The 20,266-nt window shown below is 71.9% G+C and carries 29 protein-coding genes; 11 read left to right on the top strand and 18 right to left on the bottom strand.

All coding sequences use genetic code 11. The features are described from left to right. Positions 1 to 24 precede the first annotated feature (24 nt). Entirely contained in the window at positions 25 to 912 is an 888-nt protein-coding gene (locus PE066_RS16160; RefSeq protein ID WP_271233553.1) for a DMT family transporter, read from the top strand. A gap of 3 nt (positions 913 to 915) precedes the next feature. Further along, positions 916 to 1,806: a sulfurtransferase gene (locus PE066_RS16155; RefSeq protein ID WP_271233552.1), complete on the top strand. Its 891-nt coding sequence runs from the start codon at positions 916 to 918 to the stop codon at positions 1,804 to 1,806. A gap of 55 nt (positions 1,807 to 1,861) precedes the next feature. Here PE066_RS16155 and PE066_RS16150 read toward each other — a convergent pair whose 3' ends face one another. The 7 genes from PE066_RS16150 to PE066_RS16120 form a co-directional block, all read right to left on the bottom strand. Then, positions 1,862 to 2,275, bottom strand: a complete 414-nt coding sequence (locus PE066_RS16150) for a hypothetical protein (protein ID WP_271233551.1) — start codon at positions 2,273 to 2,275, stop codon at positions 1,862 to 1,864. Between the two features lie 165 nt (positions 2,276 to 2,440). Beyond that, a complete protein-coding gene (locus PE066_RS16145) occupies positions 2,441 to 2,950 on the bottom strand; it encodes a hemerythrin domain-containing protein (protein ID WP_271233550.1) in 510 nt (169 codons plus the stop codon). An 8-nt stretch (positions 2,951 to 2,958) separates the two neighbouring features. Continuing rightward, positions 2,959 to 3,171 carry a hypothetical protein gene (locus tag PE066_RS16140; protein WP_271233549.1) on the bottom strand — a complete coding sequence of 71 codons (213 nt, stop codon included), beginning with the start codon at positions 3,169 to 3,171 and terminating at the stop codon, positions 2,959 to 2,961. 224 nt (positions 3,172 to 3,395) lie between these two features. Continuing rightward, positions 3,396 to 4,283, bottom strand: coding sequence for an alpha/beta hydrolase (locus PE066_RS16135; protein WP_271233548.1), 888 nt, complete (start codon positions 4,281 to 4,283; stop codon positions 3,396 to 3,398). Positions 4,284 to 4,422: 139 nt separating this feature from the next. Beyond that, positions 4,423 to 5,151: a tyrosine-protein phosphatase gene (locus PE066_RS16130; protein ID WP_271233547.1), complete on the bottom strand. Its 729-nt coding sequence runs from the start codon at positions 5,149 to 5,151 to the stop codon at positions 4,423 to 4,425. A gap of 80 nt (positions 5,152 to 5,231) precedes the next feature. Beyond that, positions 5,232 to 5,453, bottom strand: coding sequence for a hypothetical protein (locus PE066_RS16125; protein ID WP_271233546.1), 222 nt, complete (start codon positions 5,451 to 5,453; stop codon positions 5,232 to 5,234). 191 nt (positions 5,454 to 5,644) lie between these two features. Then, positions 5,645 to 6,190 (bottom strand): DUF4142 domain-containing protein, encoded by a 546-nt coding sequence (locus PE066_RS16120; RefSeq protein WP_271233545.1) that lies wholly within the window; start codon positions 6,188 to 6,190, stop codon positions 5,645 to 5,647. 132 nt (positions 6,191 to 6,322) lie between these two features. Between PE066_RS16120 and PE066_RS16115 the strand changes: the two genes are divergently transcribed. After that, on the top strand, positions 6,323 to 6,706 hold the full coding sequence (locus PE066_RS16115) for a hypothetical protein (protein WP_271233544.1): 384 nt from the start codon (positions 6,323 to 6,325) through the stop codon (positions 6,704 to 6,706). Between the two features lie 130 nt (positions 6,707 to 6,836). Beyond that, the gene (locus PE066_RS16110; protein ID WP_271233543.1) at positions 6,837 to 7,160 is read left to right on the top strand and encodes a hypothetical protein; all 324 of its coding nucleotides are present in this window, start codon (positions 6,837 to 6,839) and stop codon (positions 7,158 to 7,160) included. A gap of 12 nt (positions 7,161 to 7,172) precedes the next feature. On the opposite strand, the gene PE066_RS16105 is transcribed toward PE066_RS16110, so the two are convergent. Then, positions 7,173 to 7,679: a hypothetical protein gene (locus PE066_RS16105; protein ID WP_271233542.1), complete on the bottom strand. Its 507-nt coding sequence runs from the start codon at positions 7,677 to 7,679 to the stop codon at positions 7,173 to 7,175. 112 nt (positions 7,680 to 7,791) lie between these two features. Beyond that, on the bottom strand, positions 7,792 to 9,345 hold the full coding sequence (gene gshA / locus PE066_RS16100) for a glutamate--cysteine ligase (protein WP_271233541.1): 1,554 nt from the start codon (positions 9,343 to 9,345) through the stop codon (positions 7,792 to 7,794). A gap of 168 nt (positions 9,346 to 9,513) precedes the next feature. On the opposite strand from gshA, the gene PE066_RS16095 reads away from it, so the two are divergent. Together PE066_RS16095 and PE066_RS16090 are read left to right on the top strand one after the other, a co-directional pair. Beyond that, positions 9,514 to 9,984, top strand: a complete 471-nt coding sequence (locus PE066_RS16095; RefSeq protein ID WP_271233540.1) for an SRPBCC family protein — start codon at positions 9,514 to 9,516, stop codon at positions 9,982 to 9,984. A 219-nt stretch (positions 9,985 to 10,203) separates the two neighbouring features. After that, positions 10,204 to 10,566, top strand: a complete 363-nt coding sequence (locus PE066_RS16090) for an HPF/RaiA family ribosome-associated protein (RefSeq protein ID WP_271233539.1) — start codon at positions 10,204 to 10,206, stop codon at positions 10,564 to 10,566. Between the two features lie 13 nt (positions 10,567 to 10,579). On the opposite strand, the gene PE066_RS16085 is transcribed toward PE066_RS16090, so the two are convergent. Then, entirely contained in the window at positions 10,580 to 11,482 is a 903-nt protein-coding gene (locus tag PE066_RS16085; protein WP_271233538.1) for an aminotransferase class IV, read from the bottom strand. Positions 11,483 to 11,558: 76 nt separating this feature from the next. Between PE066_RS16085 and PE066_RS16080 the strand changes: the two genes are divergently transcribed. From PE066_RS16080 to PE066_RS16065, 4 genes are all read left to right on the top strand, one after another. Then, complete coding sequence (locus tag PE066_RS16080) at positions 11,559 to 12,371, top strand: TIGR00266 family protein (protein WP_271233537.1); 813 nt, start codon at positions 11,559 to 11,561, stop codon at positions 12,369 to 12,371. Between the two features lie 153 nt (positions 12,372 to 12,524). Beyond that, positions 12,525 to 12,875 (top strand): PA2779 family protein, encoded by a 351-nt coding sequence (locus tag PE066_RS16075; protein ID WP_271233536.1) that lies wholly within the window; start codon positions 12,525 to 12,527, stop codon positions 12,873 to 12,875. 19 nt (positions 12,876 to 12,894) lie between these two features. Beyond that, the gene (locus tag PE066_RS16070) at positions 12,895 to 13,905 is read left to right on the top strand and encodes a PA2778 family cysteine peptidase (protein WP_271233535.1); all 1,011 of its coding nucleotides are present in this window, start codon (positions 12,895 to 12,897) and stop codon (positions 13,903 to 13,905) included. A 147-nt stretch (positions 13,906 to 14,052) separates the two neighbouring features. Then, a complete protein-coding gene (locus tag PE066_RS16065; RefSeq protein WP_271233534.1) occupies positions 14,053 to 14,496 on the top strand; it encodes a DUF4864 domain-containing protein in 444 nt (147 codons plus the stop codon). A 63-nt stretch (positions 14,497 to 14,559) separates the two neighbouring features. Here the strand turns inward: PE066_RS16065 and PE066_RS16060 are convergent, their stop codons facing one another. After that, positions 14,560 to 15,189 carry a L,D-transpeptidase gene (locus tag PE066_RS16060; RefSeq protein WP_271233533.1) on the bottom strand — a complete coding sequence of 210 codons (630 nt, stop codon included), beginning with the start codon at positions 15,187 to 15,189 and terminating at the stop codon, positions 14,560 to 14,562. A gap of 146 nt (positions 15,190 to 15,335) precedes the next feature. Beyond that, complete coding sequence (locus tag PE066_RS16055) at positions 15,336 to 16,202, bottom strand: hypothetical protein (protein ID WP_271233532.1); 867 nt, start codon at positions 16,200 to 16,202, stop codon at positions 15,336 to 15,338. Between the two features lie 66 nt (positions 16,203 to 16,268). On the opposite strand from PE066_RS16055, the gene PE066_RS16050 reads away from it, so the two are divergent. Next, entirely contained in the window at positions 16,269 to 16,901 is a 633-nt protein-coding gene (locus PE066_RS16050; RefSeq protein ID WP_271233531.1) for a hypothetical protein, read from the top strand. Between the two features lie 109 nt (positions 16,902 to 17,010). Here the strand turns inward: PE066_RS16050 and PE066_RS16045 are convergent, their stop codons facing one another. The 6 genes from PE066_RS16045 to folK all read right to left on the bottom strand — a co-directional run bounded on the left by PE066_RS16045 (position 17,011) and on the right by folK (position 20,263). Beyond that, a complete protein-coding gene (locus PE066_RS16045; RefSeq protein WP_271233530.1) occupies positions 17,011 to 17,277 on the bottom strand; it encodes a hypothetical protein in 267 nt (88 codons plus the stop codon). A 150-nt stretch (positions 17,278 to 17,427) separates the two neighbouring features. Further along, a complete protein-coding gene (locus tag PE066_RS16040; RefSeq protein ID WP_271233529.1) occupies positions 17,428 to 18,342 on the bottom strand; it encodes a DUF808 domain-containing protein in 915 nt (304 codons plus the stop codon). A 78-nt stretch (positions 18,343 to 18,420) separates the two neighbouring features. Further along, on the bottom strand, positions 18,421 to 18,597 hold the full coding sequence (locus PE066_RS16035; protein WP_271233528.1) for a hypothetical protein: 177 nt from the start codon (positions 18,595 to 18,597) through the stop codon (positions 18,421 to 18,423). Positions 18,598 to 18,695: 98 nt separating this feature from the next. Continuing rightward, positions 18,696 to 19,412 carry an FkbM family methyltransferase gene (locus PE066_RS16030; RefSeq protein WP_271233527.1) on the bottom strand — a complete coding sequence of 239 codons (717 nt, stop codon included), beginning with the start codon at positions 19,410 to 19,412 and terminating at the stop codon, positions 18,696 to 18,698. A 61-nt stretch (positions 19,413 to 19,473) separates the two neighbouring features. Next, positions 19,474 to 19,719, bottom strand: a complete 246-nt coding sequence (atpE, locus tag PE066_RS16025; protein WP_271233526.1) for a F0F1 ATP synthase subunit C — start codon at positions 19,717 to 19,719, stop codon at positions 19,474 to 19,476. 40 nt (positions 19,720 to 19,759) lie between these two features. Then, positions 19,760 to 20,263 (bottom strand): 2-amino-4-hydroxy-6-hydroxymethyldihydropteridine diphosphokinase, encoded by a 504-nt coding sequence (gene folK / locus PE066_RS16020; protein WP_271233525.1) that lies wholly within the window; start codon positions 20,261 to 20,263, stop codon positions 19,760 to 19,762. Between the last annotated feature and the right edge of the window lie 3 nt (positions 20,264 to 20,266).

Below are 20,266 nucleotides of genomic sequence, written 5' to 3'. Positions count from 1 at the left end.
TTCCCGCTCCAGGAAGAAGAACAAGTGCAAGCCCTCTGGATGCTCATCGCATCCTTCGCATTCGCCTCGATGGCCGTGTGCGTGAAGGTGGCCTCGGAATGGTTCAACGCGGCCGAGCTGGTGTTCTATCGCGGCCTGGTCGGCATGCTGGCGATGTGGCTGATGGCGCGGCAGCAGGGCACGACGCTGCGCACCGCCTACCCGGGCATGCACGCCTGGCGCAGCCTGGTGGGCGTGCTGTCGCTGGGTGCCTGGTTCTATGCCATCGCCGGCCTGCCGCTGGCCACCGCGATGACGCTCAACTACATGAGCAGCGTGTGGATCGCCGCCTTCCTGGTCGGGGGCGCGGTGCTGGTCTGGAACCCGAAGGCCGGCGCGCTGCGCCAGGGGCCGCTGGCGCTCGCCGTGCTGGCTGGCTTCGCCGGCGTGGTGATGATGCTGCGCCCCACCATCGACCAGAACCAGGTCTTCGCCGGGCTGGTGGGCCTGCTGTCCGGACTGGGTGCCGCCTTCGCCTACATGCAGGTGATGGCGCTGGGCCGCATCGGCGAGCCCGAGGCACGCACCGTCTTCTATTTCGCGGTCGGGTCCGCGATCGCCGGCGGCGGCGGCATGCTGGTGCTCGGTGCCTCGGCCTGGGATTGGCACGCGCTGTGGCTGCTGCCGGTGGGGCTGCTGGCCTCGCTCGGGCAATGGGCGATGACCCGCGCCTACAGCCACGGCGCCACACTCGTGGTGGCCAATTTGCAATACTCCGGACTGGTGTTCGGCGCCCTGTACGGCGTGCTGCTGTTCGGCGAAACCATCCCGGCCATCGGCTGGCTCGGCATGGCCCTGATCATCGGCAGCGGCATCGCCGCCACCGTGCTGCGCGAGCGCGCGGCCCCGCATTCCCCGGCCGAGGAGCATTGAGCCATGTATGACCTGCTGATCAGCGCCGAGCAATTGCGCGCCCTGAAGGACCAGGGCACCCGCCTGATGGTGTTCGATTGCAGCTTCGAGCTGTCCAACCCGGCTGCGGGGGCCGAGCAGTACCGGCAGGCGCACATCCCGGGCGCCGTCCACGCCGACCTCGACACGGCGCTGTCCGACCAGGGCATGGTCAATCCCGACGGCACCCACCACCCGCATCCCGACGCTGCCTCGGGCGGCCGCCATCCGCTGCCCAGCCGGGAGAAATTCGCGATGTGGCTCAGCAGCGTGGGCTTCGCCAACGACATGCAGGCGGTGGTGTACGACCGCCAGAACTCGAGCTTCTGCGGGCGACTGTGGTGGATGCTCAAGTGGGCTGGCCATGAAGCAGTGGCCGTGCTCGATGGCGGCCTGCAGGCCTGGCAAGCCGCGGGCGGTGCCATGGCGAGCGGCGAGGACCCGGCCCATTTCCAGTCGAACTACCGCCTCGGGCCGCCCTTGCGGCGGCTGGTGGGCACGCAGGAGGTGCTGGCCTACCTGCAGGACGGCCGCCACACCCTGGTGGACGCGCGCGCCGCGCCACGCTTTCGCGGGGAAGTCGAGCCGCTCGACCCGGTGGCCGGCCACATCCCGGGCGCCTTGAACCGGCCCTTCACGCAGAACATCGGACCCGACGGCCGCTTCCGCCCGGCGCCTGAACTGCGCGCCGAGTTCCAGCAACTGCTGCAGGGCCGCGACCCGGCCGGCGTGGTGCACCACTGCGGCAGCGGCGTCAGCGCGCTGCCCAACCTGATCGCGATGGAACTGGCCGGCTACGGCCCCAGCGGCCTGTACGCGGGCAGCTGGAGCGAGTGGTCCAGGGACCCGGCCCGGCCGGTGGCCCGGGGCGGATGAACGACGCGCCAGGGCCTGCGAACGCAGGCACCTGGCGCGTGTGCAGGAAGGCCGGTCAGCGGGTCGTCGTGGTGCTCGTGCTGGTGCTGCTGCTGGAGCCGGACGCACCCATCGAGCCACTGCTGCCGCTGCTGCCCGGGCTGGTGCTGCTGGAGCTGCCGCTCGCGCCCATGCCGCTGGTACCCGATGAGCCGGAGCTGCCGCTGGCTCCGGAGCTGCCCATCGAGCCCGACGAGCCGCTCGAACCCGAGGTGCTGGGTGAAGTGCTGCTGCCGCTGCTGCCCATGCTGGTGGAACCGCCCGAGCCGCTGCTGGGCGGCGAGCTGGTGCTGCCACTGGTGCCCGCCGTGCTGCTGCCGGACTTCGTGCCCGCCGTGTCACTGCCGCTCTGGCCGCAGGCCGCCAGCGCCATGGCGCCGGCGGCGATCACCGTCAGCGCTGCGCCGCGGGAAAAGAGGGAAGCCTTCATCTGGATCTCCTTGGTTGCTGTCTGGGAAGACGAGAGGAACAAGGGCAGCCCGCAGCTGCCTGCTGCCCACTCTAGGTCTGCCCGGCCGGGGGGCTGTCGTCTCGCACTGTCGAACCCTGTAGGACAAGCGCAGCGGGACTTCGGCCTCCCGACGGGCCAAATGGCTCAGGCAAGAACCGAAGCCAGCAGTTCCTCGCGCAGCGCCTCCGGCACCGCCTGCAGCTCGCGCCGGCGCTCGGCCAGCCGCTGCCCCAGCCGCCGCAGGTCGAGGCCGCTGGCGCGCACGCGCGGGAACACCGCGTCCAGCTCCTCGCCGAAGTGGTGCGCCGCGTAGTCGCCGAGCACCGACACCTTGGCGTCGTACAGCTCCTCGTGCGGATCCATCGAGAGGATCTGCACCACCAGCTCGCGCAGGCTGGCGTGCTCGACCTCGGCCCGGTCCATCAGGTCGCCGGCCCGGACGGACTCGCGCACCAGCGGGTAGAACAGCTCGTCCTCGAGCTTGGCGTGGATGGTCAGCTCCAGGCAGATTTGCTCGGCCAGCGCCTTGCGGCGCATCTCGGGCGCGCGCTGAGCCGCCAGCGTGCGGTAGTCCTGGAACAGCCGGCGCAGGGCCCGGTGCTCGGCATCGAGCAGCTCGAGGGCGTCCGGCTCGAGGGGCGTGATGGTCGGCATACCGTTCCTCAACGGCGGCGCTCGCCGGATTCGGCGGGCGTCTTGCTCGCCTGCTTCATGGCTTTCTCGGCGGCCGTGCCCTGCCGCTGCGGCGCGGGCTCCTTGCCGCTCTCGGCGGTACCGGCGTCATCGGGTTGCATGTCGGTCGCCGGCGTGTGGCGGGTGCGGTCATCCCGGGCCGTGCGTTCTGCCCGGCCGGGCTTGCGGTGATCGGACTCCATCGAACCTCCTGTTGTGCCGATTTCTCGGGGGTCGCCGGACTCTAGTCAGGCGCGCCGGCCCGGCGCTGTCAGCACGGCTCCGCCGGTGCTGTAGGACAGCGGCAACGACGGGATCGCCACTCCGGAGTGCCGGCGCCCGCCAGCCTTTCTTCGCCTCGGGGCTCGCTGCGCCCGTTCGGTCCGCACCGCTGGGCGCGACGAGGTCCGGCTGCCGGTCGCTGCCCTCAGTGCGCGGCCGCTGCAGGCGCCTCGCCGGAGGCCGCGTAGGAGATCGGGGCCGCGCCCAGGCCGGCGAGGCCAACCAGGGCGGCTGCCACGGCCTTGCGGAACGAGGGGAACTGGTGCAGGTCGCCGTGACCCGCGCCCTCCACCAGCAGCAGCTCGCAATGGGGCAGCAGCTTGCGGATCGCCTGGCTGTGGTGGTGGCCGATCAGGGCGTCGCGGTCGCCGTGCACCAGCATCAGCGGGCCCTTGACCTGGCAGGCATGGTCGGCGGTCGGCAGCGGATAGCGCAGCACGCGGCTGGGCACCCACGGGTACAGCTCGTCGGCCAGCGCGCGCATGCTGCTGTACGGCGAGATCAGCAGCGTCAGGTCGGGCGGCTGGCCGGCGGCGCCGAGCTGGGCCGACAGGCGCGCCGCCAGCGCCGTGCCGAGCGACTGGCCGGAGACGACGATGCGGCGGCCGGCGTAGTCGCCCGCGACCGCATTCCAGACCGCGCGCACGTCCTCGTGCAGCTGCGCTTCGCTTTCGATGCGGCCGCTGCTCTTGCCGTAGCCGCGGTAGTCCATCATGACCAGGTCGAACCCCAGTTCGCGGAATGCGTCGAGGCCGGTGAACCACTTGCGCAGGTTGCCCGAGTTGCCGTGCAGGTAGAACACCATGCCGCGCGGCTGCGGCAGCTTCAACTGCGCCACCGACAGGCGCGCGCCCGGCACGTCCACCATGAACTCGCGCACGTCGGCATCGCCGAACAGCGGCTGGTCGGCCGGCAGCGGGGCCGGCTCGAACAGCAGGCGTTCCTGCCGGAACCAGAGCCAGGCGATCGCTCCCGCGTACAGGGCGGCGCCGAGTGCCGGCACCCCGATCAGCGGATACAGCAGCTTGCCCATGGTCGCCCGCATGGTGATCCGGCGCGCACCACGCCGGCTGTCGGCGCCGGCAGCCCGTTGAAGTAGGAGAACGGCTGGGCTTTTCGTGCGCTGGCGGCGCGGCGCCGGGCGGCGCCCAGGGCGCGCGCGACGGGGACGCTCAGCGCCGGTACAAGGCGTGCAGTCGCTCGCGCTCGGCCGCGCCCACGCTCAGGCCCTCGCGCAGGTAGGCGTCCAGTCCGCCGTAGTCCTGGTCGATCGCATCGAGCGAGGCCTGCAGGAACTCCGGCTGCACGCCCCACAGCACCTGCGCCACATGAGGCTCCAGGCCGCGCCAGACGTAGGCCGGCGGCTTCAGGCGCTGGTTGGTGAGCAGGTAGTCCTGCATCACCTCGTCGCGGGTGGCGCCCAGCGCGTGCAGCACCAGCGCCGCCGCGAAACCGGTGCGGTCCTTGCCGGCGGTGCAGTGGAACACGGTGGGGTCGTCCGACTCCAGCAGCAGCCGGAAGAACTCGGCGAAGCGGTGGCTGCTGGTGCGCACGAAACCGCGGTAGGTGTCCTGCATGTGGCGGACCACGTCGGCCTCGCCCAGCCGTTCGCCGGCATCGACCAGCTCGGCCAGCACCTGCACGATGGTGGGTTCGATGGCAAGCGAGTGCACCTGCACCTGCGGCAGCGCGCACACGGCGGTGGCGCGCTCATCGACGCCGCGGAAGTCGAGCACGCGGCGCACCCCCAGCGCCTGGATCTGCCGCGCATCCTGCACGTCCAGGGCGCCGAGGTGGTCGGAGCGGAACAGCACGTGCGGGCGGATCGGGACGCTGCGCACGTTGGCCGCGAGGTCGCGGAAGTTGGAGGGATTGGTGATCGGGGCGGACAGGTCGGACATCGCCGTCTATTGTCGGCCAAGGGGCGCCGGCGGGCTGTCGCCTGCGCAGCGGCGCGCCCCCGACGCGCGCCGCCCGCGCCTCAGCGGCTCTTGCTGCTGCTGCGGCCGCTGCGGCTGCTGCCGCCCGGCGTGCGCTCGCCCTGCGCGGAGCTGGCGCTGGCGGTGCCGGTCGTGCCGGTGGTGCGGCCCAACTTGCCGCCGGCTTCGGCGCGCCCCGTGCTGCCGCTGCTGGCCTGGCTGCGGCTGGCACGGCTGCCGCTGCTGCGGCTGCTGCCGGAGGGCGGAGATTTCGAAGATCGCATGGCTCGCTCCTTCCAGGTTGTGCGCCCCGGCGCACCGCGCACCGGGCGCGGGGCTCACTGTAGGCCGCATGCCGGCAGCGTCTGTCGGTTCAGGCACGCGCCTGCTGTAGGAGGCGTTCCGCACCGCGGGCGGGTGCATGAATCGGTCGTACCGCCCGCGCGCGGGGCAAGCGGCACGCGACCGCTTCCCTTCAGGCCCGTGGCGCGGCCAACGAACGCGCCACCGCGAGGTGGCTGCGCAGCGCCGGCAACTGGCTGGCAAACCATCCGTGCAGCGCCCCATCCTGCACGGCCAGGGCGGCGTACTCGTGCAAGGCGAGCAACCGCTCCTGGTCCTGCAGGCCCGCCACCTGCACGAAGCGCCGGTCGAACCCGTCCTGCGCCTGCATCTGCAGTTGCAGCCGCGCCAGGCGCAGCTCCAGGTAGGCCGGCATGGCACGCGGCGGCACGGCGCCGCGTGCCTGCAGCAGCCCGAGCAATTCGGCGTTGGCCGGCCCATGGTGTTCGGCCAGCAGGCGGCCGAAGGCCTGCAGGTCGGCCCGATCGGCGCGCGCCTGCACCAGTTGCGCGACCGACAGCTCGTACAGCCCGAGGCCGGCCGCGCGCAACGCCAGCACCTCGTCGTCGGCCGCCAGCTGGCTGCGGCGACCGGTAGAGGCACAGCCGGCCAGCAGCGGCCCGGCGGCCAGCGCGGCCGCGACCAGGCGGCGGTGGAAGTCGATCGGATGTCGGTTCATGGGTCCTCCGGCGGGATGCGACAGCGGGCAAACGATGTGCCGCGGGCACAGCCGGAATGAGGGGGACGGCCGGACACACCGCAACCGGCACCGTCCCACCACCGGCGGTCGCCTTTTTGCTAAGGTGCATCCATGCCTGCCCGTTCCCTGTCCGCCCTGCTGGCCGTCCTGCTGGCGGGTGCATTTGCCGCCCATGCCAACGGCGACCCGGCTGCCGACGCCGGGCCGGCGCAGGTGGCGGGCCTGTGGTGCGGGTCGGGGCCGCTGCGCGAGTTCAGCCTGCGGCTGACCCAGCACGACGAACAGGTCGAGGGCGAATTGCTGCGCAAGGGCCGCAGCCGCACCATCGAGGGCCGGGTCGAGGGCCAGGTGCTGCGCACGCAGCCGACCAAGGTCGGCGCGCTGGTGCTGGAAAAGCAGGGTGAGGAACTACGCGTCACCGGCGGCGACGGCCTGATCGCGCTGGTGCGCGGCACGTCCTTCCACCGCAGCGAAGCCACCGCCTGCACCGGCTGATCGCCCGTCTGCAGCGCGGCCGGTGGCTTTCGCGCCGCCGGCCCACGGATGCGGTCGGCCGGCTCCTACAGGGTCGGTGCCGACGGGGCGGAACACTGGCGCGGAGGATCATCGGCAGCGGGATCGCGCCGTGCACGACCTGGCCTTCGGCACCCTTCTGTACCGCTATTTCTTCTTCGGCTGGCTGTTCAAGGACGTCACCCGCGGCAGCGTGTTCGAGCGTGCCGCCGCCTGGCGCCACAACCGCGAGCAGGCCCGCTGGCTGCCGACCTACTTCTGGCGCTGGATCGGCTGGGGCCTGTTCTTCTATGGCCTGGGCGGCGTGGTCGAGATCTTCCTGGAGTCGCCCGTGCTCTCGCTGCTGTTCTACGTGCCCAGCGCGTTGAGCGTGCCGGTGGTCGCCATCACGCTGGCCGCCTGGATCGGGCTGAAGGCGATCCGCGGGCCGCTGTAGCGGCCCGCTGCGTCAAAGCCGCCCGAGGTCGGTGATCGCGTCCACCACCATCGAGGTGCCGACCGCGATCAGCAGGATGTCGGCGGCCACCCGCACGTACTTGTGGCCGTGCGGCGCCGGCGGCAACTGCACCACCACCGCCGCCGGCACCGGGTACATCACCACCCCCGCCGGCAGCGGCTGCCCGACCGCGTACTTCTTCGCCTGCCCCGGCGGCAGACAGCCGTTGTTCTTCTTGCCCAGGCCGGGCGGACAGCCCTTGCGGCCGCCGTAGTGATCGCCGTACCAGGCGTGCGCCGAGCGGCGGTCGCGTTCGTCGAAGTAGCCGCCCACGCGCGCCTCGCGCCGGTCGCGCTTGCGGTCGTTGTCCTTGTGCTTGTGCTTGTGCTTGCTGTCACCGGACTTGTGCCCGTTGCCGTGGCCCGCCCATTCGGGCTTGTCGGCCCACACCGGGCCGGCACCCATCGTCGCTGCCAGCAGGGCCGCCAGCACGGCGGCATTGACGCGTCGCTTGTCCATCTCGCTCCTGAATCGAAAGCTCAGGCATGGAGTGTGGCTCGGCCGTTCCGGCGCCACGGCGAAGCTGGCGCAACACCTGTTACCAAAAGGCACAGGCGTGCACGCGCACCGTTCAGACGGTGGCCAGTGCGGGTTCGACCGCCGTGCGCGTCAGGCCCAGTCGCTCGGGCGAGACGTACTGCTGCCGGTACGCCTCGAAGGACAGCGTGTCGCGGGCCTCGATGGCGTGCTGCTCCTGCAGCGACCGGCGGGCGAGCGCCTCGAAGCGCGCCTGCTCGGAGGCACTGAGGGGCAGCGCCAGCAGCTTGGCGTGGATCTGCTGCGACTGCGCCCGCACGAAGGCCAGGAACGAACCGCCGTAGTCCTGCCGCGTCACGTCCAGCACGCGCGCCGAAGGCAGCAGGCCGGGGTCGTCGACCGTGGCGCGGGCGGCGCGCAGCGCGTCGGCATGGTCGCTGGAGCCGTGCGCGGCATCGAGCGCGGCCGCCACCGGCGCGAAGGCCTCGAGCAGCTCGCGCGCCCAGTCGGCCAGCGCCACCTCCTGGCCGCCCCGCTCCAGCCGCAGCCCGGGCTGGCGGCCGAAGGCCGCCGTCTGGTGCTGGTTGCGGCCGATCTGCGCGATCTCGGCCGGGGTGTCGGGCGGGCTGTCGGCCAGCAGGCAGTGCAGCAGGAACACGTCGAGGAAGCGCACGGTGGTGGCCTTGAGGCCGACGGTGACGAACGGGTCGAGGTCGAGCAGGCGCACCTCCACATATTCGACGCCACGCTCGCGCAGCGCATGCAGCGGCCGCTCGCCGGGGCGGATCACCCGCTTGGGCCGGATCGTGCCGTAGAACTCGTTCTCGATCTGCAGCAGGCTGGTGGCCAGCTGGTTGTATTCGCCGCCGGGATTGGTCAGGCCCATCGCCTCGTACGCCGGCCAGGGGCGCGTCAGCGCCTCCTGCAGCGAGGCCGCGTAGCCATCCAGCCCGTTGTAGCTCACGGCCAGGCTGGCCTGGGCCTCGCTCTGGTAGCCCAGCCGCCCCATGCGCAGCGACGTGCCGTAGGGCATGTACAGCGTGCCGTCCGCCAGCGGTTGCAGCTCGTGCGGGCGGCCGGCGACGAAGCCCGCGGCCACCGCCGGCGAGGCGCCGAACAGGTACAGCAGCAGGAAGGCCTGGCGGCGGAAGTTGCGGATCAGCGCGAAGTACTCGTCGCTGCCGACGCCGGGCATGGACCAGTTGTAGTGGATGCCCGAGATGGTCTGCATGCGGCGCCCGTAGCGGTGTGCCAGCCCCATGCGGTAGACGCTCTTGGCGCGCGCCACGTTGGACGAGCCGTAGCGGCCGATCGGGATGGTCTCGGCCGGCGGCAGGTTGCAGGGCATGCTGGACGCCCACATCATTTCGTCGCCGAGGCTGCGCGCCGTGAACTGGTGGATGCGCAGCAGCTCCTCCAGGCAGGTCTCGGGCGTCGGGTGCACGCCGGTGATCAGCTCCAGCTGCGACTCGCTGTAGTCGGTGGTGATGTTCGGGTGCGTCAGCGCGCTGCCGAGCGCCGCCGGGTGCGGCGTCAGCGCCAGATCGCCCGCCGCGGTGGCGCGCAGGCTTTCCTTCTCGATGCCGCGGCGCATGCCCTTGAGCCGATCGGCGGTCAGGCGGTTCAGGGCGGATTGCAGTCGGCTCATGGAAAAACGCGGGGGACTCCCCCTGTCGTGCGGGTCTGCGCGAAGGTAACACCATCGGCCCAATCCCGCCTGTCGCGCCGGGGAATCGGGGATGGGCTAGGCACTGCACGCGGACCTGCTCGCGCCGCTGGCAGAATCTCGCCGCACAGCACAACAGAGGAGACACCCATGGCGATCACCGTTCCCGTCCACATGGGCTACGAGCTCGAAGTCAGGGCATCGGCGGCCGAGGTGTTCGAGTTGTTGTCGGACGTGCCGGCTTCGGTGGCCTTCTTTCCCAAGGTGCACCAGCTCACTGATCTGGGCGACGGCGTCTACCAGTGGGAGATGGACAAGGTCGGCACCCCGCAGGTGAACATCCAGACCGTGTACGCCAGCCGCTACAGCGCCAGCAAGGCCAAGGGCACGGTCACCTGGAAGCCGGTGCCCGGCATCGGCAATGCGCAGGTGGGTGGGGGCTGGAAGATCAGCGATCGCAAGGGCTCCACCCATCTCGAGCTGAAGATCGACGGCGAGCTCACCGTGCCGCTGCCGGCGCTGATGAAGGTGGTGGTGGCGCCGGTGGTCGAGTCCGAGTTCGAGAAGCTGGTCGAGAAGTACCTCGCCAACCTGGCCAAGCGCTTCGGCGGCGAGATTTGACCCACCCCCGAAGCGGCCTTCGGCCGCTCCCCCTCGAGGGGGCGCCACCAGCGGACCGGCGGAGCCGGATCCGCGGTGGCACTTGAAAGGGCTCTGCGTTTTCCGATGCCGCAGCGACGCGGTCTCCCTCGCGAGACGATTTGAGCGTTGTCCTACACCTTGCGCCAGGGTGCTTGAGCACACTGGAGGGTGCAGCACAAGCATGAAAGGACGCGCCCCATGCAGGTTCAGGTGAACACCAGCAATGGCATCGAGAACAAGGACAGCCTGGAGCGCTGGGCTACCGAATTCCTCCGCGACGCGCTGGCACGGTTCGGCCAGGACATCACCCGCATCGAGGTCCAGCTTCGCGACACCAACAGCAGCAAGAGCGGCCCGCATGACAAGCGCTGCACGCTCGAGGCCCGCGTCGCCGGCCACGACCCGATCGCGGCCACCCACCACGCGCCGTCGCAGGACGAAGCCTTCCGCGGCGCCACCCAGCGGCTGATCAACCTGCTGGACCACACCCTGGGCAAGCTGGACCGCCGCGAGCACCGCGGCCGCGACACGATCCGGCGCGAAGGCGAGCCGGCCGAATGAGGCCGGGCGCGGGTCAGTACGCCACCGGCGTGCTGTAGCGCGGGTCCTGGTGCAGGTCCCAGTAGGCCTGCAGCAGCCGCTGCGTCACCGGCCCGACCTCGCCGCCGCCGACCGCCCGGCCATCGACGCGCGTCACGGGCAGCACGCCGCCAGCCGAGCTGCTCAGGAAGGCCTCCTGCGCCCCGCGCAGTTGCGCTGCCGGCAGGGGGCGCAGCGCCACCGGCATGCCCAGCGATTGCGCCAGTTCGATCACGGTGCGCCGGGTGATGCCCTCCAGCACGCCCTCGGCCGGCGTCACAAGGGCGCCCTCGACCACCGCGAACACGTTGAAGCCGGGGCCCTCGACCACGTGGCCGGCGGCGTCGGTCAGCAGCACCGTGTCGCCCCCGGCGTCGAGCGCGCCGAGCAGGCCCATGGTCAGGTCGTTCCAGTGGTAGTTCTTGGCGCGCGGATCCACGCTCGCCGGCGGGATGCGCTGCACGTCGCTCACCACCACGTTCAGGCCGCGCCGGCGCTGCTCCTCGTTGGCGATCCACACGTACGGCACGGCGAAGGCATGGAACTGGTTGACGGCCTGGCGCGGGTCGCGCGAGCCCCAGGGCGGCTGCCCCCGGGTGACGATCATCTCCACGTACGACTCGCGCAGGCCGGCGCGCCGCACGCAGCCGGCCAGGATCTGCGCCACTTCGTCGCGCGAGCGGCCCGGATCGAGCCGGAAGCGCCGGCAGCTCTCGAAGAAGCGGTCCAGGTGGGCGTCGAGCCGGAAGAAGGCGCCCTGCCACACCGTCACCACGTCGTAGGTGGCGTCCGAGCGCAGGAAGCCCCAATCGGTGATCGGGATCGAGGCCTGGTCGACCGGCAGGTACTGGCCGCGCTGCCAGGCACAACCGCGGGAGAAGTCGGGCGAAGTGTCCATGCGGCCATTCTGGCCCAGCCGGGTTGGCTACCATCGCCCTCGCACTTCTCATCGCGCAAGTCAAGGAAGCACCCGCATGGCAATGGACGTGATCGACTACGAGATCCGCGGCTCGGAGATGCAGTTCGTCGAGATCGAGCTCGACCCTGGCGAGGCCGCCATCGGCGAGGCCGGCAGCATGATGTTCATGGACGCCGGGATCGCCATGGACACGGTGTTCGGCGACGGCAGCGCCCAGCAGGGCGGCCTGTTCGGCAAGCTGATGGGGGCCGGCAAGCGGCTGGTCACCGGGGAGTCGCTGTTCACCACGGTCTACACGAACAACGCGGCGGGCAAGCAGCGCGTCGCCTTCGCCGCGCCCTACCCCGGCAAGATCCTGCCGATGGACCTGCGCCAGCTCGGCGGCACCCTGGTCTGCCAGAAGGATGCGTTCCTGTGCGCCGCGCGCGGCGTCTCGCTGGGCATCGCGCTGCAGCGCAAGCTGTCCACCGGCTTCTTCGGCGGCGAGGGCTTCATCATGCAGAAGCTCGAGGGCGACGGCCTGGCGTTCGTGCATGCGGGCGGCACGGTGGTCAGGCGCGAGCTGCAGGCCGGGCAGGCGCTGCTGGTCGATACCGGCTGCGTGGTCGCCTACACCGCCGGCGTGTCCTTCGACATCCAGTTCGTCGGCAAGGTCAAGACCGCGCTGTTCGGCGGCGAAGGCCTGTTCTTCGCGCGCATGGCCGGCCCCGGCACGGTCTGGCTGCAGAGCCTGCCGTTCTCGCGCCTGGCCTCGCGCGTGTTCGCGGCGGCGCCGCAGCGCGGCGGCTCGCGCGAGGAAGGCTCGGTGCTGGGCGGTTTCGGCGCCGGCGGCCTGCTCGGTTCGGTGCTGGGCGGCGACGACGAGTAGCTGGCGCGGCCGGGACGGCCGGGCGCGTGCCAAAGGCGCTACACCCGCCGTGCCTGATCCACACAAGGCCGGGCTGCAAGCGTATATTGGCCTCGCGCCGGGGCCCGCATTGCCGGCGCCGTCCCGTTCCGAAACCCAACAAGGAGCCCGAAGATGAACCTGAAGAAGATGACCTGCCGCGCCCTGATCGTCTCCATGCTCGCGCTGTCCTTCCAGACGGCCAGCGCCGGCCTGATCGGCGCCGACCAGGCCGCACCGGGTACCGCGCCGGCCGACCGAGCGGCCGTGCTGGAAGTGCTGGCACGCGCAGACACCGCTTCGCAGTTGCAGGCCATGGGCGTCGATCCCCTGCAGGCGCGCGAGCGGGTGGCCGCCATGAACGACCAGGAAGTGGCGCAGCTCGCGGCCGACATCCGCCAGGCGCCCGCCGGCGCCGACGGGGGCACCGTGCTCGCCGTCATCGTGATCGCCGCGGCGATCTGGTACTTCGCCTACCGCCGTTGATGCCGCACGGCTGGGCCGGATGACCGGCTGGATCGCCACCGGAGCCCGCCGCGCGCGGGCTCCCGTTTTTGCCGGGCTGCGCGCCCTCGCGGCGGCCCTGCTGCTCGGGCTGGCGGGCTGCGCCCAGATGGTGCCGCAGACCGTCGCGCTGCGCACCGGCTGGCCGGCCGGCGTGCCGCAAAGCACGTCCGTCGAGGGCGTGCCCTTCTTTCCCCAGACCGAGTACCAGTGCGGCCCGGCCGCGCTGGCCACGGTGCTGGCCTTCACCGGCACGCCGGTCACGCCCGAGCCACTGGTGGACCAGGTCTACATTCCCGAGCGGCGCGGCAGCCTGCAGCTGGAGATGCTGGCCGCGGCGCGCCGCTACGGCCGCGTGTCGTACGTGCTGGCGCCGCGCTACGCCGACCTGCTGCGCGAGGTGGCCGCTGGCAACCCGGTGCTGGTGCTGCAGGACGTCGGCGCGCTGACCCGGCAGTGGCACTACGCGGTGGTCAACGGCTTCGACTACCCGAGCGGCAGCATCTACCTGCGCTCGGGCACGACGGCGCGGCTGGAGATGCCGTTCACCGCCTTCGAGCGCAGCTGGATGGCCAGCGGCTACTGGGCCATGGTCGCGACCCCGCCCGACCGCATCCCGGCCACCGCCACCGAAGACGCCTGGATGAATGCCGTGCTCGCGATGGCCCGGGTGGCACCGGCCGAGGCCGTGGCCACCGCCTTCGCCACCGCCCTGCGGCGCTGGCCGGACAACCTGGCCGCCGCCGTCGGGCTGGCCAACCAGCTGCATGCGCGCGGCGCGCTCGCCGACGCCGAGGGGGTGCTGCGACAGGCGCGGCAGCGCCACCCCGGCTCGGCCATCGTGGCCAACAACCTGGCCCAGGTGCTGTCCGATCTCGGTCGCCAGCGCGAAGCACTGGCCCTGATCGACGAGGTCGGCGCCGATGCCGGCAACCCGTTTGCGTCGGAGATCCGCGCCACGCGCGCCGGCATCGTCGAGCGCATGAAGCAGCGCGGCAGCGGCGCCCGCTAAGGCTGCCGCCGCCTTCGGGGCGCCGAGCTGAAACGGCGGACGCCGGCTGGCGCCATTGCAGCACGATGCGCAGCGCCTGCGCCTACAGCCGCGGCGCCACCGGGTTCCTACCCTGCAAGGACCACCGTCCTTCGCCGGAGCCCCACGATGAACAGGCCCACCCAACGCATCCTCATGCTGCTCGCGGTCGCATGGGCGGCCGCCGGCTTGCACCTGCGCGCCGCCGCCGAGCCGCTGCCCGAGCCCGAGGCGCAGAAGGTGCGCGAGGTGATCGTCGCCCAGCTTTCGGCGCTGGCGCTGGACGATGCCGACAAGGCCTTCGAGACGGCGACGCCGGAAGTGCGCGCCGCCATCGGCACCCCCACCCGCTTCCTGGCGCTGGTGCGCGCCGCCTATCCGATGGTGTACCGGCCCGCTTCGGTCAGTTTCCACCGGCCGGAACAGGAGGATGGCGGCGTGCTGCAGATGGTGGAAATCAGGGACGACGACGACAAGGCGTGGCTGGCGCTGTTCGCGCTGGAGCGCCAGCCCGACCAGAGCTGGCGCATCAGCGGCTGCGTGGTTGCCGAGAACCACTGGCAGACCACTTGAGCCGCAAGCCGCTGTGCGGCCCGCCCGGGTTCGAACCGGCGGACTTGCGGTCGCACGCCGTCGCTACAGCGCCATGAACAGGTCGCGCGCGTCGCCGGTTTCGGGCATGACGTAGACCACGCCCGCCCGCTTCCCGAGCAGCGGCTCGATCACGTCCAGGTAGAACGCCACGGGCACCACCACGCAGCCGAGCGACAGGCGCCGCTCGTGTGGCTGCGATCCGGCCAGCCGGGCGGCGCGCAGGCGGTGAGACCGCCCGGGACGCAGCCGGTGGATGGCCAGCGCGGCGTCGTAGTCGAACCAGATCACGTGCTCGCCGTCGAGGTTGCGTCCGGGCTGCGTGAGGAAGCGGCCAGCCGGGGTGGTGCGCTCCTGCGGCGCGAGCGTGCCCGACTGCGCGCGCTCGCCGACGCCGGGCACGCTGTGGTCGCCCGGCGCCGAGCCGAGCAGCACGTCGGTGGCCGCCAGCAGGCGGCCGTCCGGCCGGAACGCATACAGCCGCGCCGCCTTCTTGTCCACGATCAGGAACGGATGCCCCTGCGCGTCGCCGCTGGCGGCCACCCAGCGCAGCATGTCCTGGGCTTCGCCTTGCGGACCCTGGCCCGTAGCGCCCGCCGCCGGCGCAGCAGCAACCGCGGCGCAGGCTAGCGCCCAGGCGGCGCACAGCGCCGCCGCCTTGCCTTTCCATTGCATTGTTCGAGTCCCCATCGGCCCCGTGGATCGGGGCGCGTCACGTGCGAGCCAGGCTGGCTCGACGGGGACATGCTAGAGCCGCAGCGCGCAGGCTCGGCCGCAGCGCGGCCCGGGCGGCTCAACGCTGGCGCCTGTCGTGGTTTATTTCACGCGGCCGGGGTGGCCGCGCCGCGGCGCTGGGCGCTGCGCGGCACGTCGTAGCTGCCGAATTGCTCGCGGACGCTGCGGGTTTCGGGCAGCACGTAGATGATGGCGCCGACGCTGTGCACCATCGGCGCGAACACCTTCTCGTAGAAGGCCACCGGCAGGTTGATGCAACCGAAGGAAATCCGGTTGTCCAGGGGCGTCGACGAGGCCAGCCGCTGCAGCCGCCGCTCGGACTTGACCAGGGGACGCACGCGGTGCATGGAGACGGCCAGGTCGTAGGAGACCCAGACGATGTCCTCGCCATGGCTGTTCACGCCCGGTTCGGCCACGAAGCGCCCGGCCGGCGTGGTCTTCTCTCCCGGCAGCACCTCGGCCAGCGGCTTCTCGCCGATGCCGGGCACCGCGTCGTCGCCGACTGCGGCGCCGAGCAGCGCCGGCGTCTGCTGCACCAGCACGCCTTGCGCATCGAACAGCCAGACGCGCGCGTTCTTCTTGTCCACGATGGCGAAGGCATGGGCGCCGTGGTCGCCCGAATCGACGGCCCAGTCGGCCACCTCGCGCACCTCGGCGGGCGGGTGCTGGTCGCGAAATCCGGCGTAGCGAGGGATGCGCGGTGCAGCGGGCGCGCCCGGGCCGGCCGGAGCGGCGGCCAGCGGCGCCTGGACAGGACCCGGCTGCCATGCCGGCTGCGTTGCCGTGGCCGTCGGCGGCGCGGCCGTCGCGGCCGGAGGTTCATCGTGCGGCTGCAGCCAGCCCCCCCAGCCGACGACCAAGGCCAGCCCCAGCACCAGGCCCAGCTTGCGCCAGGCCCGCTTGGAGCCTCTCGGGCGCCCGTCGCGGTGGAGCATGTCGCGCCGCATCTTCATGGCGTGGCAGGCAAGGAAAGGGCGGACCCTGGGCCCGCCCGGTCACCGGAGAGGCCCGGGTCTCAGTTGCGGTCGGCGCGCGCGGCGCGGCTGCCGGTGGTGGTGTCGGTGCTGCTGCTGCCCGACGAACCCATGGTGCTGCCGCTGCTGCTGGGCGTGTCCGACGAGCCGCTGCTGGCCGCGGGCGCGCTCGACGACCCGGCGCTGCTGCTCGGCGTGGACGACGAGCTGGAGCCGCTGGCACCCATCGAGGAGCCGCTGCTGCTCGGTGACGAAGCGGTGCCGGACGACGGGGACGAGCCGCTCGCGCCCATCGACGTGCCGCTGCTGGCCGGCGTGGACGAGCTGGAGGAGCTGGTCGACGGCTGCGAGCTGCTGGTGTCGCTGCTGCTCGACCCCGAAGTTGCCGGCGCGCTGCTCGAGCCGGATGCGCCCATGGAACTGGTGGACGGGCTGCTGGTGCCGGTGGCGGGGCCGCCGGTGCTGCCGGGGGCGCTGCTGCCACCCGCCGCCGAACCGCCGCTCGTGCCCGCGGCGGTGCCGCCGGAGGCGGCGCTGCCCGAACTCTGGGCGAGGGCGAGACCGCCGAACGCCAGGGCCGCCGCGGCCGCCAGGGTCGTGAGGGTCGTCTTGGTTGCACTCATGTTGAACTCCTTGATTGACATGCTTGGAAACGCGCCGGCATGGCGCGCCGGCTGACGCAAGATTAGGTGCCGCCTGAGCACCAGCTAAGTGGGCTTAGAACGGCAGGGCCTGTAGGACCGTCACTGTCACGATTTGCGGCTCAGGCAGCCGGGCCCGTCAGCGCTCAAGCCTGAGCGTCGTCGGGCGGCGCCGGCTGCTCGGTCTTGAAGACGCCGCGCACGTTCAGGGCGGCCAGGGCCACCTGCAGCGCGATCAGCGCCCAGGCGCCGTCATGCCAGCCCCACACCGCCCACAGCAGATTGCTGGCCAAAAAGATCCAGAAGCCGGCGTTGCGCCGGTGCTTGTGGCTGGAGGCCACCAGCCAGGCGGCCAGCAGGCTGGCGGCCATGGCCGGCCACTGCAGCAGGTCGATCCACTCGGGAAGGGTCATCTCGATTGCCAGGGCACGTCGCGCCACGGCGCGCGGAGGAAGGGGATGGCCGTTCGGGCAGCCCGTGCGGAGCCGGCTTGGCCGGGTCGCTGCCGGCGCTGGCTCGAGGGCGCCGCGGCCGCTGCCCGCCTCGGGACGGGGGGGTTCACTTCAGGCGGGGGCGCGGCGTCCCCGCGTTCGCCGCGCCAGTTCCACCATCGACAGCACGATGGCGCCGGCCACCATGCCGACCAGCGCATGGGCCAGCAGCGTCAGCAGCAGGGCGGCGGCGCCGGGCAGCGACTGCAACGCGGCCTCGATGGCGTGTTCCAGTGCCGGCACGCCGTGCGCGAGGATGCCGCCGCCGACCAGGAACATGGCGGCGGTGCCGGCCACCGACAGCGCCTTCATCAGCCAGGGCGCGGCGCGCAGGATGCCGCGGCCCAGCGCGGCGCCGGCACCGCGCCCGCGCGCGACCAGCCACAGGCCGAGGTCATCGAGCTTGACGATGCCCGCCACCAGCCCGTACACGCCCACCGTCATCAGCGCCGCAATGCCGGCCAGCACCGCGATGCGCGTCGGCAGCGGCTGCGTCGCCACGGTGCCCAGCGTGATCACCACGATCTCGGCCGACAGGATGAAGTCGGTGCGCACCGCCCCGCGGATCTTGTTCTTCTCCAGCGCCAGCAGATCGACCGCGGGATCGGCCCAGGCGCGCTCCAGCGCCTGGTGCCGGCCCTCGTCCTCGTCGCGGTGCAGGAAGCGGTGCGCCAGCTTTTCCACGCCCTCGAAACAGAGGTAGATGCCGCCCAGCATCAGCAGCGGCAGCACGGCCCAGGGCGCCAGCGCGCTGATCGCGAGAGCGGCCGGCACCAGGATCAGCTTGTTGACGGCCGAGCCCTTGGCCACCGCCCACACCACCGGCAGCTCGCGCGAGGCGGACAGGCCGGTGACCTGCTGCGCGTTCAGGGCCAGGTCGTCGCCGAGCACGCCGGCGGTCTTCTTGGCCGCCACCTTGGTCAGGACGGAGACGTCGTCCAGCAGCGTGGCGATGTCGTCCAGCAGGGCGAAGAAGCTCGAGGCCATGGGCGATGAAGGGGTGGCTGAAGTCCCCGCCATCATCGCCGAAGGCGGCGCGCCCGTGGGCGCTGCGGCGCCGCGCGCCTAGGTGTTGCCGGTGACGTAGGGGCTGCGCGGCTTGTGGTCCTCGCGCGCCGGGTGCTGCTCGGCGCGGTCGTCCGGATGGTGGATGGTTTCGTTGGTGCCCTCGGGCACCGGTTCGTCCTGGTCGGTCGGCGGGCGCGGCGGCACCTCGTCGGGGGCGGAGGCGGGCTTGTTCATGGCGGGGTCCTCGAAGCCACTCTAGGAAGGCCGCCGCCGCGGGGTTGTAGGACGGCGGCGCATCGGCGCCCGCCCCGCATGGCAGCGTGCGCGTGCCCCTAGCGGGCGTACCGCAGCTTGCGCAGCGGCAGCCCGAGGAAGTACTTGCGCAGAAACTCCAGCCGCGCCGCCAGCGAATGGCTGAAAGCCTGCGATTGCGGCATGTACCAGCTGTTCAGGCCGGTGCGCAGCACCAGCCGGTAGCCCTGCGATTGCATCAGGCGGTGCTTGGCAAGGTGGATGACGTGGTCCTCCAGCAGTACCAGGCGCGGCTGCCAGCGCGCGAAATCGAACCCCGACAGCGCCACCAGCTCATGGCCCTCGATGTCGACCGACAGCAGGTCGAAGCCGGGCCGCACGCCGTGTTCGGCCAGGATGTGGTCCAGCGTGTCGCAGCGCACCGCCACCGACTCGCGCGGGATGGCGGTGCCTCGCGCGATCGGCTGCGCCTCCACCGTGGAGTGCGGGCCGGCGCGGTGCAGCAGCAGCATCTGGCCGGCGTTGGCGGCGCTGGAGCAGGCGCGCTCGATGACGGTGCCGGTGCGCTGCTCGCGCAGGCGCTGGGCGCAATCGGGGTCGGGCTCCACCAGCAGCCCGGTCCAGCCGCGCTGCTCGAGATGCCAGCTCTGGGAGTCGAGCACCGGGTCGTTGGCGCCGACATCGACGTAGAAGCCCGGCCGGTCCCCAAAGAACGCCTGCACCAGCGCCTGCTCCGCCGCCGGCTCGTTGCGGAAACGCCGCACGTGGCGGCGGCTGAAATCGACCCTGTCCTCCAATTTGCCCCTCCTGCCGCCCGCAGCGGGCGCGGCAGGATTGTCGCTGCGGCTGAGCTGAAGCTCAGCCGGTGGTGAAGGGATTGGCGAACACGAACATCATCGCCACGCCCACGCCGATCAGGAAGTTGGCGTCGATCAGGCCGGCCAGCAGGAACATCTTGACCTGCAGCGGCTCCATCATCTCGGGCTGGCGCACGGCACCGTCGATGAAGCGCCCGCCCATGGTGCCGATGCCCAGGCAGGCGCCGATGGCACCCAGGCCGATGATCAGTCCGCACGCCAGTGCAATCAGTCCGGTATCGCTCATGGAAGCCTCCTTGGGTTGGGATGGCTCCATGCTCGCCGGCTCAGGGAATGCGGGCAATGACCTGCGAGGTCATCGCCGCCAGCGCCGCCGGCGCAACGAGTTGCGGCGCGATCTCGGCCAGCGGCACCAGCACGAAGGCGCGCTCGTGCATGCGCGGGTGCGGCACCACCAGCCGCGGACTGGCGATGCGCGCATCGCCGTACAGCAGCAGGTCCAGGTCCAGCGTGCGCGGCGCGTTGCGATAAGGGCGGTCGCGGCCGGCTTCGTCCTCCAGCCGCTGCAGTTCGGCCAGCAGGGCCGGCGCCGTGAGCGACGTGCGCAGCGCGGCCACGGCATTGACGAAGTCGGGCCCGGTGGCTTGCACCGGCGCCGTTCGGTAGAGCGAGGAGTGCGCGGCCAGGCTGGATTGCGGCAGCGCCGCCAGCCGCTGCAGCGCCGCCGACACGGCGGCCACCGCATCGCCTAGGTTGGCGCCCAGCGCCACGTAGGCCGTGACGGGGCCGCGGGTCGCCGCCGCGGGGGAGGCCGGCGCCGGCGCGGCCACGGG

Source organism: Ramlibacter tataouinensis, from assembly GCF_027941915.1.
GTDB classification, from domain to species: Bacteria; Pseudomonadota; Gammaproteobacteria; order Burkholderiales; family Burkholderiaceae_C; genus Ramlibacter; species Ramlibacter tataouinensis_C.
Note: the sequence above shows the minus strand (reverse complement) of the source record. Positions and strands in the feature narration are given on the sequence as shown.